The 15,171-nt window shown below is 57.9% G+C and carries 14 protein-coding genes; 12 read left to right on the top strand and 2 right to left on the bottom strand.

Translation table 11 applies throughout. The annotated features are described in order from the left end of the window. The first annotated feature begins 65 nt into the window (after window positions 1-65). The 6 genes from ACRQHG_RS07875 to ACRQHG_RS07850 all read left to right on the top strand — a co-directional run bounded on the left by ACRQHG_RS07875 (window position 66) and on the right by ACRQHG_RS07850 (window position 6,375). Window positions 66-1,652 (top strand): L-serine ammonia-lyase, encoded by a 1,587-nt coding sequence (locus ACRQHG_RS07875; RefSeq protein ID WP_435713508.1) that lies wholly within the window; start codon window positions 66-68, stop codon window positions 1,650-1,652. A 378-nt stretch (window positions 1,653-2,030) separates the two neighbouring features. After that, window positions 2,031-2,525: a hypothetical protein gene (locus tag ACRQHG_RS07870; protein WP_435713507.1), complete on the top strand. Its 495-nt coding sequence runs from the start codon at window positions 2,031-2,033 to the stop codon at window positions 2,523-2,525. Next, a complete protein-coding gene (locus tag ACRQHG_RS07865; protein WP_435719907.1) occupies window positions 2,509-3,810 on the top strand; it encodes an MFS transporter in 1,302 nt (433 codons plus the stop codon). Before ACRQHG_RS07870 ends, ACRQHG_RS07865 begins: the two co-directional genes overlap by 17 nt. A 245-nt stretch (window positions 3,811-4,055) precedes the next feature. Next, window positions 4,056-4,946 (top strand): dihydrodipicolinate synthase family protein, encoded by an 891-nt coding sequence (locus ACRQHG_RS07860; protein ID WP_435713506.1) that lies wholly within the window; start codon window positions 4,056-4,058, stop codon window positions 4,944-4,946. A 245-nt stretch (window positions 4,947-5,191) separates the two neighbouring features. Continuing rightward, a complete protein-coding gene (locus ACRQHG_RS07855) occupies window positions 5,192-6,031 on the top strand; it encodes a hypothetical protein (RefSeq protein WP_435713505.1) in 840 nt (279 codons plus the stop codon). Between the two features lie 17 nt (window positions 6,032-6,048). Then, entirely contained in the window at window positions 6,049-6,375 is a 327-nt protein-coding gene (locus ACRQHG_RS07850; RefSeq protein ID WP_435713504.1) for a hypothetical protein, read from the top strand. 134 nt (window positions 6,376-6,509) lie between these two features. Here the strand turns inward: ACRQHG_RS07850 and ACRQHG_RS07845 are convergent, their stop codons facing one another. Further along, the gene (locus tag ACRQHG_RS07845) at window positions 6,510-7,640 is read right to left on the bottom strand and encodes an L-talarate/galactarate dehydratase (RefSeq protein WP_435713503.1); all 1,131 of its coding nucleotides are present in this window, start codon (window positions 7,638-7,640) and stop codon (window positions 6,510-6,512) included. Window positions 7,641-8,036: 396 nt separating this feature from the next. On the opposite strand from ACRQHG_RS07845, the gene ACRQHG_RS07840 reads away from it, so the two are divergent. After that, window positions 8,037-8,246: a hypothetical protein gene (locus tag ACRQHG_RS07840; RefSeq protein WP_087070097.1), complete on the top strand. Its 210-nt coding sequence runs from the start codon at window positions 8,037-8,039 to the stop codon at window positions 8,244-8,246. Further along, the gene (locus ACRQHG_RS07835; protein WP_435713502.1) at window positions 8,230-8,889 is read left to right on the top strand and encodes a hypothetical protein; all 660 of its coding nucleotides are present in this window, start codon (window positions 8,230-8,232) and stop codon (window positions 8,887-8,889) included. The genes ACRQHG_RS07840 and ACRQHG_RS07835 overlap by 17 nt, the downstream gene beginning before the upstream one ends. Before the next feature lie 99 nt (window positions 8,890-8,988). On the opposite strand, the gene ACRQHG_RS07830 is transcribed toward ACRQHG_RS07835, so the two are convergent. After that, window positions 8,989-9,753, bottom strand: coding sequence for an IclR family transcriptional regulator (locus tag ACRQHG_RS07830; protein WP_435713501.1), 765 nt, complete (start codon window positions 9,751-9,753; stop codon window positions 8,989-8,991). 316 nt (window positions 9,754-10,069) lie between these two features. Here ACRQHG_RS07830 and dapA point away from each other — a divergent pair, with 316 nt between their 5' ends. The 4 genes from dapA to ACRQHG_RS07810 all read left to right on the top strand — a co-directional run bounded on the left by dapA (window position 10,070) and on the right by ACRQHG_RS07810 (window position 15,101). Continuing rightward, window positions 10,070-10,957: a 4-hydroxy-tetrahydrodipicolinate synthase gene (gene dapA, locus ACRQHG_RS07825; protein WP_087070094.1), complete on the top strand. Its 888-nt coding sequence runs from the start codon at window positions 10,070-10,072 to the stop codon at window positions 10,955-10,957. A gap of 138 nt (window positions 10,958-11,095) precedes the next feature. Further along, on the top strand, window positions 11,096-12,457 hold the full coding sequence (locus ACRQHG_RS07820; RefSeq protein WP_284889829.1) for a gluconate:H+ symporter: 1,362 nt from the start codon (window positions 11,096-11,098) through the stop codon (window positions 12,455-12,457). A 170-nt stretch (window positions 12,458-12,627) separates the two neighbouring features. Further along, window positions 12,628-13,524 carry a 2-hydroxy-3-oxopropionate reductase gene (gene garR / locus ACRQHG_RS07815; RefSeq protein WP_026429169.1) on the top strand — a complete coding sequence of 299 codons (897 nt, stop codon included), beginning with the start codon at window positions 12,628-12,630 and terminating at the stop codon, window positions 13,522-13,524. A gap of 242 nt (window positions 13,525-13,766) precedes the next feature. Then, window positions 13,767-15,101 carry an enolase C-terminal domain-like protein gene (locus ACRQHG_RS07810; RefSeq protein ID WP_026429168.1) on the top strand — a complete coding sequence of 445 codons (1,335 nt, stop codon included), beginning with the start codon at window positions 13,767-13,769 and terminating at the stop codon, window positions 15,099-15,101. The last annotated feature ends 70 nt before the right edge of the window (window positions 15,102-15,171 follow it).

The following is a 15,171-nucleotide window of genomic DNA, read 5'->3' as shown; positions in this document are numbered from 1 at the left end:
CGCAGCTCCCGGCCGCTTGCCGTATGATCACAAACGGTGCGTGACCAGCAACCGGAAGGACATGTATGACCTCGCGTTTAAGGCTCAATCCTGATTTCGACGACGCCGCACATACCGTCCCGGTCTCCCTCAGCGAACGTCACCCCGGCACTCCGCACACCGCCCTGCCCGCCGCCATCCTCGCCGGCGAAACGCACGTAACCGGGACTATCGGCGAATCCGGGGAGGAGGAGACCCGCGCGAATCCCCTGGGGGTATGTGATATGTTCCGGGTGGGGATAGGCCCGTCGTCGTCGCATACGGTGGGGCCCATGCGCGCCGGGCTGCATTTCGCAACGTTGCTGGCCGCCCGCGCCCCGGGCGCCCGCATCACGAGTCTGCGCGTGGATCTTTTCGGTTCCCTGGCCGCCACCGGGCGCGGGCATAATACCGACCGCGCGGTCCTCCTCGGGCTGTCCGGTTACAGTCCTGAAAATGTGTCCATCGCGGTGGTGGACGGCATGGAAGCCGCCATCGATTCTTCCGGCACCCTCACCGTGCCCGGTTTCGCGCCCACACCGTTCGTGCGCGACCGCGATATTATTTTTCGCCCGCGCGATATTTTGCCCTACCACGTAAATGCGTTAACCTTGCGCGCCTGGGCGGGTGAGGAGCTCCTCGCTGAACATACGTATTATTCGGTGGGTGGCGGTTTCGTGATGGAAGAGCTGGGCGATCCGGCCGAACCGCGGGTGGCGCCGCTCGCCACGGAAGAACAGGCCGACGCCGCCCAGACCGCGGTCCCCTATCCTTTTTTCACCGCCGCTCGGCTGCTGGAGCTCTGTTCCGAAACTGGCATGCGCATTTCTGAACTCGCGCTCGCTAACGAAACCGCACTGCGCCCGCAGCCGGCGGTGATTGCCCATATGGATCGGGTGCACGCGGTGATGGACGAGGCCATTAAAGCCGGTATTGCCACGGAGGGGACTCTTCCGGGTGGGCTGCGCGTGAAGCGGCGCGCCCCCGGGCTGGCCCGTGAGCTGGAGGAAAAAACCGCGGCGGGGCACCGCGCGGACCAGCTGGAAGCCCTCGGGTGGGTGAATCTTTTTGCCCTGGCTATTAACGAAGAAAATGCGGCCGGCCACCGGATTGTCACCGCGCCGACGAACGGCGCGGCCGGCGTCGTTCCCGCGGTCCTCACGTATTATGAACGTTTCGTGCCCGGAGCCACCCGCGAGGGAATGTATAACTTTTTGCTCGCCGGGGCGGCTATCGGTGGAATTATTAAGACGAATGCGTCCATTGCCGGGGCGGAAGTGGGCTGTCAGGGTGAAGTAGGTTCAGCTTCGGCAATGGCGGCCGCCGGTTTCGCGGAGGCCCTGGGCGGTACCCCGGCCCAGGTGGAAAATGCCGCAGAAATTGCTATGGAGCATTCCCTCGGCCTCACCTGCGATCCGGTGGGTGGCCTGGTGCAAATCCCCTGCATCGAACGCAATGCCATGGCCGCGGTGAAATCCATTAATGCTGCCTATATCGCGCTGTGGGGCGATGGCTCCCACACCGTTTCCTTTGATACCGTGGTGGAAACCATGCGCCAAACCGGGATGGATATGCTCTCGAAATACAAGGAAACTTCGGAGGGCGGGCTCGCGGTCAACGTGGTGGAGTGTTAGAGCGAGTTGGCATCCTATAAGTATTTATATACAAATTCACCGTTGGTGCAATGTATTCCGTGAACGAATTCAGACTGGGGATATATTACGAATTTATTGCGATTTGTCAAAGGGTTTGAGATCTTGCGCCTCAGTTCCCCGAATGCATAACAAACACTGATATGCATAACAATATGAATATAGTCACCGTCAGATATATTGCGACCGTTTTTCGTAATTGTGTAATCTGATCGCCACACGATAGTGATGGGAGGTGACATGGAAAAGCTGGTTCTTAGCTGTGGTGGAATCAACCCGCAGCCGCTGTTCGTGTAAGTGGTAGGTGGTTTTTGGGGGTGGGGGTTCGCTCCCACCCCCAAAAACAATAGGAAGGAAAACATGTCGGATCCTTATGTGGAATATGTCGGTCTTTCGGCAAGATACTGCGAATTACTTTTTGCAAGTGCGCGAGAATTCTTTGATGCGAATGTGAATATTGAAGCGGTTATTGCCGATATGGAGAGTCCCAATCCGGTAAAAATGGAGAGGGCTGCATCTGGTTTCACGGCGTGTGCATCGCACGCGCGCGGCGCGCTCAACTACATTGAAAAATACCAGTACGTTCACGAGAATTACCCACGTAAGCTGATTCAAGTTGATTTTTTGGATCAGGTAGAACGCCTTAAAGATATCGTGAAACACTCGGAAAAAGCCGCATCCTTTGCCGCTGCAATCAAGGATTCTGCGGACGTGCAGGATTCTATATGGAAGAACCCGGAAATAAGCGCCGCGATAACCGGGTGTGCAGTGGTGCTCAGCGAAGCGATACTGTGGCAGTGCAGTTTTGCTAAAAGAACTCATACGATGAGTGAAAATAATGGCAAGCGGGGATAACCCCTTCGCTATACCGGACTATCGCCGCTGGTATCTGGGAACCACTTTCTTGGAGCTTGGCTCCGCCATGTACATAGCTTCTAGTATGTTGCTGGTTAGCTTTATCTCAAGCACGAAAACCGTAGGGGCGATCGTTGCTGTGGTAGAGACTTTAGCAATTATAGGCAGCGTTCTTGGCGGTATCATTTCTGATGTTAAGGATCGACGGCGCGTAATTAATATATGTTTGGCCGGTGCGGTTGTGGCAAATGCGGTTATTTGCCTTGCTGTAGTGGCGTTTGACCATTTGATAACCGTAGGAAACGCATTGGTCTGTGCTGTAGTCGGTGCGTTAGCTGTGGAAGCTATCCTCCTTGGTATCTCGGGCCCCGCGCGAGACGGATCGTTGAAGTCGATTATTGTTCCTACCGCTTATCCGCGGGCTATGAGTGCTGCCCAAGCTCGTTCGTCTCTATTTACCGTGATTGGCAACCCGTTGTCCGGAGTGCTTTTTGGACTCGGTCGTGTCATTCCATTTTCAGTGAGGCTATTCTGTCAGGGCATTTTTCTTTGGTTCTTCCGAAAGATAACGGCTGATCTTAGCCCCAAGTCTCATGATTCAGATGTGGTGGATTCAAAGGATCCTCGTTGTGACGTAGGTAAAAACCGACGCTTTGCGCGGCTCGGCTTGCCTACGTTGATTGATGGATACCGACTCTCATTTAAGTTTCTCCGCTCGCAGCCGGCGATGCTTCGCTTTATCGTCTGTGCTCCGCTTGTCAATCTCATGGTTTGTCTTTTTATGACCTGGGTAGTTTTCTATTTGCGCAGCAGGGAATACTCTCCGGCGGTGGTCGGTCTTAGTGTGTCAGGATTTGCACTCGGTAGCCTATTGGGGAGTGGTCTCAGTCCCTATCTAGCTAAGAAGATCGCACCGGGATGGCTAGCGATCATTGGGCTCACCTCGATGACTCTGACGTGTGTATTGTTCGCCGTTTTCGGAAAAGCACCCGGCACGATATTCATGTTTGCCGTCTTGATGATGCTGCCTTCACCAGCGCTCAACGCCGGTATTTTTACGTATGTGTTTGCGCGAACTGGTAACGATATGCAGGGTCGAGTTCTCGCCAGTTTCCAAGTGGTGGGAGGAGTTTCGACAATAGTGGGCCCCGTCATTGCTGGATATGCTGCTAGCGGCAACGATACGGCCTTCTTATTGGTCGGCTGTGCAATAGCGGCAGTAGGGGTACTGCTTCTCATTACATCACGCTCGGTGCGCGAAATCCCCAAAATACAAGATATTTAGGTTTTATACTGGGCACCTCGACGCCATTGACTTGAGCCGCCGCGAACGGACTAACTCGGCCAAGTTGCTGTCGTTCGGGGTGCCAACTATGTGGTGCCCGTAAATCAGCTCTAAAGTGTGACGTAGCGCAAGCCCCGTCTAGTCCCATTAGGTGGAACTTAGTTCCATAATAGATGTATGAACGACTGCCGCGGCATGCCGCCCATTCGGGGTGACCGGCCGCGCGCCACTGACAAGGGGTTGGAATGTTTTCTGGTGTGTATTGCCCGTCGGTCACGTTGATCGACGATTCGGGTGCGATTGATTATCCGGCGATGGCTGCCCATATTGATCGTCTTGCCGAGTCCGGGCTCAACGGGGTGCTCTTCTTCGGCTCGATCGGGGAGTTTTTCTCTTTCTCCACTGAGGAGAAGGCCGAGTTCTTGAAGTTCGCGGTCAAGCAGGCCGCGGGGCGGTTCCAGGTGTTGGCCGGTGTGAGCGCGGCGCGGCTGGGCGAGGTGCTGGAGAATATCGCGGCTGCTGAGGCGGCTGGTGTGGATGGGGTGGTGGCCCTCCCGCCGTTCTATTTCGGGCATTCGCACGGGCGGGCGCTTGATTTTTATGACGCGGTTGCGGGTGCGACGGCCCTTCCTGTTATGCTCTATAACTTCCCGGAGCGTACGGGTGCGGATTTAACTCCGGAATTGGTGGCTGAGCTGGCTGCCCGGCACGAAAATATTGTGGCGCTCAAGGATACGGTGGATACCCAGAGTCATACGCGGCGGGTGATTCGCGAGGTGCGGAAGGTGCGCTCGGATTTCGCGGTGCTTTCTGGTTTTGATGAGTATTACATTGGGAATCGGGTGTGTGGCGGGGCCGGGGTGCTCTCTGGCTTGACGAATTTGATTCCTGAGGTGTTCGCGGCGATGCATGCGGCGTATGAGGCCGGGGATGTTACGCGCGCGGCTGCGGAGTTGGGGAAGATTACGCGTTTGGCTGCGGTGTATGAGATCGGTGATATTTTCATTGCTGCGATTAAGGAGGGGGTGCGTTTGTGCGGGGTGGAGTGCTCGCCGTTGATGCGTGCCCCGCAGGTTCCGTTGAGCGCGGAGGATTCGGAGAAAATCGCGACGCTGCTGCGCGACGTACGCGCATAAATACGCGCGCATTAAGTACTGCGTTAAGTAGCGCGCGCTAAACGTCGCGTATCACATACGCGCGCATTAAATACGACGACGCACGGTGGTGGGTGGAAAATCCGCCCACCACCGTGGCCAACCGGCCACGGTGTTCCCTGCCTGCACGGTGTCCGTGACGATTATCGGTAAACCTGTTGTAGATAGCGTTAAGTGCCACGTTCAGCATGCTGTTTCCTTAACGGTTCTTCGCTATGGCTTGGAGGATGGGGTTTCTATTTTCTCCGATTGAACTCTTGCTTAAAAGTGCGACTAAAGCGTATATTAATAGTGTATCTGATGCAGATACACTTCTCTGCAAGAATTTCGACAAGTTGCGTCGATGGCGACGGAACTTTGAACGGAGGGGAACAAAGATGTTTTGCAGAAAACTGAAGTTGTTGACGGCATTGATGTCCGTGGCGTTATCGCTATCGTATGCTGGCGTTGCCAACGCTACAGATCTAGGTTACGGGCCTGGACCCAGCGCTGCTCAAGCTGCGGCACCTGGTCTATCTGTTGGAGATCGAGATGGTGATGAAATCATCTTGACGGAATCGGAAGCTGCTAATTTCGCAATGAAAATTGCTGAAGCTGGCTCTGCTTTTGTCAGTAGTATTATCCAGCCCGGCAATTTCAAGATCGTGGTTACTGATGATGAACTCGTATCGCGTTACGGTTTCACGCCGGGTGAGGTTGGATTACTACATAATTTCATGGTTGGGACACCGCCGACTATCCGAATTGTTGAACGGTCGACGACAGCTATTAGTACGCGTGGGAAGTTCTTCCACATCTCGAACACGGACCTAAAAGCTGGAACTTTTGCTTTTTTGGTTACGGCGGCTGAGTCGGGGCCTGCGGCTGTAGCTGCAGTCTGGCCGATCCTAACGTCACTCGCAGGTCCTCTGGGAACTATTGCCGGAGCAATTACGGGTCTGCTTGGGGGTGCTTTCTTTGCAGACCTTGCTGTGAAGATCACGGGTGCCATCGCACAGGGGAAAGGGATTAGCTTCTACTCAAAGTGGTCATGGAACCCTATCGAAGTGAGAATTGAAGCACCTTGAGATAAGGAGGTGAGCCAATGTGGTGGCGTCTATTTCCAGAAGGGGTGTGGGGTGGAATTCTGGTAGCCCTCGCTGCCAATCTTGAGCGGGGTGAATGGACTGATATCCCGGTTATTCTTGAGGCCGTTCTTCTGATTCCTGTAACGCTGTGGAGTTTTTCTTGGCGGCGGCGGGAAGGTCTCACGGAAATCCTCCACGCGGGATTCTATATGGCAAGTGCAATAGCACTGCTCGTAATACAGAATTCTTCATGGACGCAATTCGCCGTCGTTATCCTCGCAGTGGGCTATGCGGTCGGCTATAAATATCGGAGGGAAAACCTCGCTATAGGAAGCGAAAATTAGTATCCCTGGGGCGTGATTGTCAGCGCATAGCCGTCAATCACGCCCCAGTTTTCCTTAGGTTTGACTGCGAGATGAACTGTTGTTCATCTCGAGGTGCCCCATAGTTGCCGAACGGTTGATGGGGTGCGTTCCCGTTAGGGCCGCTTACCGACTTCGAAGGTATTCACCGTCCAGGCGCGCAGCTGATCGGAAAGCGTCACGCCCAGGCCGGGCCGGTCAGAAACAATCATGCGGCCGTCCTTGATTTCCATGTGCTCATTGAAGAGCGGATCCAGCCAGGTGAAGTGTTCCACCCACGGCTCCAGGGAATAGGTGGCCGCCAGATGGGAATGAATCTCCATGGCGAAATGCGGGGCGAGTTGCAGGCCGGCATGCTCGGCCAGCTTCGTCAGCTTAAGGAATTCCGAAACACCGCCCACGCGCGGAGCGTCCGGCTGAATGAAATCGCAGGAGTGGTTCTCGATGAGTTTGACGTGTTCGGCCACCGAAGCGAGCATCTCACCGGTAGCAATCGGGGTGATGAAACACCGCGCGAGCTCCGCATGGCCTTCGTAATCGTAGGCATCCAGCGGTTCCTCAATCCACACCAGATTGAATTCTTCCAGCCACTCGCACATGCGGTTCGCGGTGGGGCGATCCCACTGCTGATTCGCGTCCACCATAAGCGGGAAGTCATCGCCCAGTGCCTCGCGCACCGCCTTGACGCGGGTGTAATCCACCTGGTGATCCGGGTGGCCCACCTTGATCTTGATGCCACCAATACCCTTCTCCTTGGAAGCCAGCGCATTATCGATAACTTCTTCTAGCGGGGAGGAAAGGAAGCCGCCGGAGGTGTTGTAGGTACGGATGGAATCCCGGTGGGCGCCAATAAGCTTGGAGAGCGGCAGCCCAGCCCGCTTTGCCTTCAAATCCCACAGGGCCACATCAATGGCGGCAATGGCCTGCACCGCCACCCCGCTACGCCCCACCGAAGCCCCGGCCCACAGTAGCTTCACGCGCAGCCGGTCAATATCGTTCGGATCTTCAGCGATGAGGTTATCGGCGACCTCGGAAGCGTGGGCGAATTGGGCCGGCCCACCTGCTCGCTTCGAATACGAAAAACCAACTCCAGAATGGCCGTCGGTTGTTTCGATCTCGCAGAAGAGGAAATTCACCTCGGTCATGGGCTTTTGCCGCCCGGTGAACACCTTCGCGTCAGAAATCGGGTTGTTCAGCGGCAAAATAACGTGGGAAAGCTTCACGTGTGCGATGGTATCCCGGCTCACAATATGCTCCTTTGCCTTGGGGTCTGCCTGAGATGTGCCGGAAAGGCGCCCGTGCAGTGGTATACACACGACGCCATCATATTTACCGGCAGTACAAGTATCTACACATGTAGACTGGCGTAAATGTGACATAAGTCCCCAGGTGGCGCACTTGCGTGGCCAATAGGGAGAAAGCCGGGTGGCGGCGTCGTCGTTAGGCCCGAGTTGGTTCACGTTAGTCAAATTTTTGAAACTGGCTGATGAGAGCAGTGAGATCGCCCGGGATAGGTAGTGGCAACGGTATAGAAGTTATCCACAGAATCCTCAAACGTCACCCTAATCCACAGGGCTGCGCATAGGTCTTTTTTACGCTTCCACGCCATGCGAGAATGACGGAAAAGGACGGAGGTAACCACTATGACAGTCATTATCGGGCGAACCTACACCTCGCTGGAAGAAATTCTGGAGCGGAAAGAAGAGATTCTGCGCGAGGTCAGAATGACCCGGGAAGAATTTGACCTACGCGCTGATAACTACCTGCTCGGCGAAAAAGAAGCAAAGCTCTATTTCGAATTGGACGGATTAGATTACTTCGAGAAGTTGGCTCGCTATGGCCGTGAACCGTGATCATCCAAGTGAGAGCCTGGAGTTCCAGGCCGAAAGATTTGCTGACCACCTAGGAAAGATAAGCAGTTTTCTAGATGAAAATTCTTCAGTAAGTATCGAGTCAGTGGTGCTGAGCGAAGCACCCGGAAAGCGAATCAGTGGACGCATAGCTTTCCCACGCAACCCGCTTGTGCTATTTGACTATCGAGTTTTTCTCGATCCGGAGACTGGTTTTCTCACGGTCGATCAATCAACATTTTCAGTGATCCGCGGACACGAAGGGCAAGAGCCTCTGGTGCGCTGGGATTACATTCGCTCACCACGTTCGAATATTCCCTGCGCGCATATCCAGATACATTCGCACGGCGATGAATGGACACATGCTTTGCTCCTGAGCGGTCATCACTCCCGCCGGGCACGCCGGCGCATCAAGGACGAGGCCCGCACTCCTCGTATTGCTAATGTTCATCTCCCGGTAGGCAGGAGCAGGTTCCGGCCCTGCCTCGAAGAGATTCTTCTTTTCGTGATCGATGAGTTCGGAGCAGCATGCACACCGCAAGCACGTGATGCACTCCATCGAGGAATCCGGGAATGGGAGAAGATCCAGTTACGCGTCGCGGTGCGTCATGACCGCGCCGTCGCACTCGAAGCTCTCGAAGAGTGAACCACCCATCCCATTCTTCTCTCTGCTGTATGAACGTGACTACGAGCGTGAGCAAACGGCTAACGCGCGCCGCAACACTATCGCGCCGCGGAACCCCTGCTACGCAATCGGCGCGGAATCGAGAATCCGATTGACGGCCGTGCGCATGGCGGCCGCGAGTTCCGCTTCGCGCTCGGCGCTCCAGCGTGCGCTAGGAACCGAGCAAGAAATGGCGTCGCGCACCGGGCTTTCGTAGGGGAGGGAAAATGCCACGCAATGCAGGCCGAGGGTATTTTCCTCGTTATCAATGGCGTACCCGCGCGCGGCGGTTTCCTTGAGGTTCTTGCGCAGTTGCGTGGGCGAAGTGATCGTCCGCGCGGTCAGCTCCACTAGCTCCTCCGGAATGTCCTCGGGGCGGTGGGCCAGCACCGCCTTGCCCAGCCCGGTGGCCGCGGCGGGCAGGCGGCGCCCCACGCGCGAATAGGTGCGGGTGGACCGGTCGGATTGCTGCGTAAGCAGATACACGATTTCCGCATTATCGAAGCGGCCCATGTGGAAGGTTTCCCCGTGCTCCTTCGCCAGGTCCACCAGGATCGGGCGCACGATCCGCACGTAGGGATCCGCATCAATATAGGCAGTGCCCACGGTGAGCGCGCGGATGCCCAGCATATAGCGATCCGTGGAGGTAGCCTGCACCCATTCGGCGTCGATGAGGGTGCGCAGCAGCGCGTAGGTGGAGGAGCGTGGCGCATCTAACTCCGTGCAGATTTCCGCCAGGCGCGGCGGGTCGGCAATGCGCCTGCCGAGGAATTCGAGCAGGTCAACCGTGCGCGAGGCAGATTTTACGGGGCGAACACCGCCACTAGTTGTGCTTGTAGCTCTCAAACGAATCCAACACCTTCGTAGCCGCGGTACCACGGCGAGCGGTGAGACGCCACGCGCTGTGGGGTACCTCAGAGATGCCACGGTACCACGATGATTTCTTCCATTTTCCTAGGTTCCATAGTAAAGGACAGCGCAACAAGTTCCCCGGAACTGCGCCGCTGGATACCTGTGTCGCTCCGCATACCTCAGACGTTAGTCCCAGCCTGTAGTACCGCTATCGCGTTTTAATACTAGTGTCTACATACGTAGCTGACTGTCCACAAAGTTTCGCACTTCGTTGCTGAAGTCGAAACTGAAGCCGCAACCAAGGAGAACTATGGAGTTCCATGCAGAAGGCGTGATTCCCGCTCTCGTCACTCCCTTAGATCGCGAAGGAAACTTGCTGGAGCAGGGTCTGCGCGACGTCATTGACTACACGATTACCAACGGCGTGCACGGTATTTTCGTGCTCGGCAGCTCCGGCGAAATTTACGGCCTCGATAATGCCCAAAAGCGCCGCGTTGTTGAAATTGCCGTGGAGCAGGCCAATGGCCGGGTCCCGGTCTACGCCGGCGCCTCGGAAATTACCACGCGCGATTGCATTAAAACCGCGCATATGGTCCAGGAAGTGGGCGGGGTATCCGCTCTTTCGGTCCTCACCCCCTACTTCATGACCCCTACCCAGTCCGAACTGGTCGAACACTATAAGAACATCGCGGCGGAAACCGATCTGCCCATCCTGGTGTACTCCAATCCCGGCCGCACCCAGGTCCCGGTGGCACTCACAACCATGCTCGAACTGGTGGACGTCCCCAATATCATCGGCATCAAGGATTCGGCCGGGAATCTCACCCTGACCGGGGACTATATCCGCGAACTCCCCGATGACTTCGATGTGATTATGGGCCGCGATACCCTCATTTACCCGGCCCTGTGCCTGGGAGCCGCCGGCGCCATCGCCTCCACCGCGAATATTGCGCCCAAGCTCGTTTCCAGCATTTACAACGAATATCGCGCCGGCAACCGCGAACGCGCCCTCGAATTGCAAAATGCGCTCTCGCCGCTGCGCAACCTCGTGGACGTGGCCACCTTCCCGGTGGTCCTCAAAGAAGGCCTGCGTATGGCGGGTGTGGAAGCGGGCTACTGCTTCGCACCGGCCCGTGAACTTGCTCCCGAATTCCGCCCGGCGCTCGAAAAGGCCGTCGAAGCGGTCACCAATATCTAAGCCGCTTGCGGCTCAACGTGCCGCGCGGTGCTGCCGGTACCTGCGGCGTAGCTGTGCCTGTGGCACGCCTCGCCGCGGGAAAACCGCAGCGTCGCATCCGGCTCTCTCAGTGATGAGATTGGAAACTAAGGAAAAACCATGCCACTAGTAATCCTCGCACTTGGCATTGCTCTTCTCCTGTTCCTCATGATCGTGCTGAAGATGAATGGCTTTATTGCCCTCGTCATCGTCTCGGTCGTGGTGGGCATGGCGCAGGGTATGCCTCTCCTGGCAACCGTCGACGATAAGGGTGAGAAGGTCAAGGGACTCCTTGACGTCATCCAATCGGGCGTGGGCGGGCAGACCGGTAAACTCGTGCTGCTCCTCGGCTTCGGCGCCATGCTCGGCGTTTTCATGGCGGATATGGGCGCGGCAAACCGCCTCGCCACCACCATGATTAACAAGTTCGGAATCAAGCATTCCCAGCTCGCGATTGTTATCGTGTCCTTCCTCGTGGGCGTTGTGCTCTTCTACGAGACCGCCTTCGTGATCATCATCCCCATCGTCTTCGCCGTGTGCCGGGCCTACAAGATCCCGGTTATGTGGCTGGCGATGCCCATGGCGATCGCGCTGTCCACGATGCACTCCTTCCTCCCGCCCCACCCGGGCCCCTCGGCCGTGGCGAATATGTACGACGCCTCCATCGGCCTGACCATGCTTTACGGCCTTATCTTCGCCATTCCGCTGGGTGCCGTGGTCGCGATCATGTGGCCGCGCCTGCCCTTCGTCAAGTCCGTGACCGCCCGCCCGCCGGCCGGCCTGGTCAACGAAAAGGAATGGACCGACGAAGAAATGCCGGGCTTCTGGGCCTCGCTGTGCATCACCGCCCTCCCGGTTATCCTCATCGGCGGACACGCCATCCTCGAAGTGACCCTGGGCCACGAGCACGCGGTCACCAAGGTGATGGCATTCATCGGGCACGACTGGTTCGCCCTCATGATTTCCCTGCTGGTGGCGGTGGCCTACTTCGGCCTGGTCCGCAAGGTGGCGATGGATAAGATCATGGCTTCCTGCGCGGCTTCGGTGAAGTCCATCGCGATGATTGTGTTCATCATCGGCGGTGGCGGCGCCTTCGCGGCCGTGCTCAAGAACGGCGGCATTTCCGATTACATTCTTTCCATTACCGAAAACCTCAGCCTCTCCCCGATTATTATCGCCTGGCTTATTGCCGCGCTTATGCGCGTGGCCCTCGGTTCGGCGTCGGTGGCCGTGGTGGCCGCGGCCGGTATCGCGGTGCCGATGATCGCCGGCGGCGGGGTGAGCCCCGAAATCATGACCTTGGCAACCGCGTGCGGTTCCATTATGGCCTCGCACGTGAACGACCCCGGGTTCTGGATGTTCAAGGAATTCCTCGGGCTCTCGGTGGCGGAAACCATCAAGGTCCGCACCACCTACACCTCCCTGCTCTCCGTGCTTGGCCTGGGCGCCTGCCTGTTGCTGAGCCTCGTGGTCCCGGCTTAACGCTGGAGAAATAGGGGGTACGACGGCGCAGCTTGGCCGCGCCCCACCCCCGCGAGGAACGGTGCGCATGGAAAACGGAGCATAAAAACGGAGCGCCCCACCCCACGTGACACGCTCCGCCCGTTGGAAACACCAACCTGACGATCATACAAAAAGGAAGGAAAAACTCCATGAAGATCGGATTTATCGGTCTTGGCATTATGGGCAAGCCCATGGCGAAGAACCTCCTCAAGGCCGGCCACGAACTCTTCGTGAACGACCACAATGCCGAAGCTGTTGCCGAGGTGGTGGAAGCCGGAGCAACCGCCGTTGCCAATGGTAAGGAAGCGGCGGAGAAGGCCGACCTGGTCATCACCATGCTTCCGAATTCCCCCCACGTCAAGGCGGTGGCCCTGGGCGAAGGCGGCATTATCGAAGGGGCTCGCGAAGGGCTCATCTACGTTGATATGTCCTCCATCGCGCCCCTCGCCTCGCGCGAAGTGGCCGCGGGCCTGGCCAAAGCCGGCGTGCGGATGCTGGACGCCCCGGTCTCCGGCGGCGAACCGAAGGCCATTGACGGCACCATGTCCGTGATGGTCGGCGGTGAAGAAGAACTCTTCAACGAGGTCAAGGACGTGCTCGGCGTGATGGCCGGGGATGTGACCTACGTGGGGCCCATCGGGGCTGGCAATATTGCCAAGCTGGCCAACCAGGCCATCGTGGCGATCAATATTGCCGCCTGCGCCGAAGCTTTCACCATGGCCCAGAAGGCCGGGGTGGATCCGGAAGCCGTGTACCGCGCCATCCGCGGCGGGCTGGCCGGCTCCACGGTGATGGACGCCAAGGTTCCCATGATGCTGGCCCGCAATTTCAAGCCGGGCTTCCGCATCAACCTGCATATCAAGGACCTCAATAACGTGATGGACACCGGCCACGGGGTCAATTCCGCGCTTCCGCTCACCGCCCAGGTGCGCGAGATGATGTCGGTACTCGAGGGCGATGACCATGCCGGTGAGGACCACTCCTCCCTCGTGCGCTTCTACGAGAAGCTCGCGAATATCGAGCTGCACCCGGGCCTGCCCGAGTAAAGCACCCGCCGGCCGCGGGTATGTGACTCCTAGCTGCGCGGCCGGCATGATGCGGCTGGCTACCGCGCCGGCCCGGCCGGAAAGGAACCTCCCCTGACCGGCCGGCCGGCGGCCAGCTGGCGGCGTCGTCGTACCACCTGTACTACCCGTATTACCCGCACTACCCGTACCACCTGTACCACCCACGTACCCACCCGCGCCGCGCACCCAATCCGCGCAGCGCCCAAACAAGAAAGACAACGATGTCAGTTCCCACAATTAAGAAAATCGATGTTTACCCGGTTGCCGGCCACGACTGCATGGAACTCAACCTCTCGGGCGCGCACGGCCCCTACTTCACCCGTAACGTGGTGGTGATGGAAGATTCCAGCGGAAACGTTGGTATCGGCGAAGTCCCCGGCGGTGAGAAAATTACCCGCACCATCGAGGACGCCAAAGATATTGTGCTGGGGCGTTCCCTCGCCGATTACAATAATTTCCTGCGCGAAGTGGGCGAGCGCTTCGCGGATCGCGATGCCGGCGGGCGCGGCCTGCAAACCTTCGACCTGCGCACCACCGTCCACGCCGTCACCGCGCTGGAAGCAGCCACCCTGGATCTTTTCGGTCAGTTCCTCAACGTGCCCGTCGCCGCGCTCCTGGGTGAAGGCCAGCAGCGCGACCAGGTGCGGGCCCTCGGCTACCTCTTCTACGTGGGCGACCCGGATAAAACGGACCTGCCCTACCTGCGCGAAAAGGATTCGGATGTGGAATGGTACCGCATTCGCCACGAAGAAGCCCTCACCCCCGAAGCGATCGTGAAATTCGCGGAAGCCACCCACGATCTCTACGGATTCCAGGACTTCAAGCTCAAGGGCGGCGTGCTGGAAGGCGCCGAAGAAATGAAGGCCATTGTGGCCCTCAAGGAACGCTTCCCCGAGGCTCGCATCACCCTCGACCCCAACGGCGCGTGGTCCCTCAAGGAAGCCATCGAGCTGTGCAAGGACAAGGTCGGCATCCTCACCTACGCCGAGGACCCCTGCGGTGCCGAAAACGGGTTCTCCGGCCGCGAGATCCTCAACGAGTTCCGCAAGGCCACCGGCCTGCCCACCGCCACCAATATGGTTAATACCGACTGGCGCCAGATGACCCACTCGCTGACCCTGCAATCCGTGGATATCCCGCTGGCCGACCCGCATTTCTGGACGATGCGCGGCTCGGTGCGCGTGGCGCAGCTCTGCCACGATATGGGCATGACCTGGGGCTGCCACTCCAATAACCACTTCGATATCTCCCTGGCCCAGATCGCCCACTGCGGCGCGGCGGCCCCGGGTGAATACAATGCGCTGGATACCCACTGGATCTGGCAGGAAGGCGTGGAGCGCCTCACCAAGGAACCGCTGAAGATCGTGGACGGTAAGCTCACGATCCCGCAGCGCCCGGGCCTGGGCATCGAGCCCGATATGGACCAGATCCTCGCGGCGCACGAACTCTACAAGGAGAAGGTGGAAGGCGGCGGGGCGCGCAACGACGCCATCGGCATGCAGTACCTCATCCCCGGCTGGAAGTTCGACAATAAGAAGCCAGCACTGGTGCGCTAAGTCGGCGACCGCATACGCTAGTTCCTAGCAACCAGTGTTCCTATCGCGCGGGGTGCGCGGGCGCGGGTTT

Origin of the sequence: Actinotignum vesiculae, from assembly GCF_051267215.1 — a bacterium.
GTDB classification, from domain to species: Bacteria; Actinomycetota; Actinomycetes; order Actinomycetales; family Actinomycetaceae; genus Actinotignum; species Actinotignum schaalii.
This window is presented reverse-complemented; position numbering and strand designations above follow the sequence as displayed.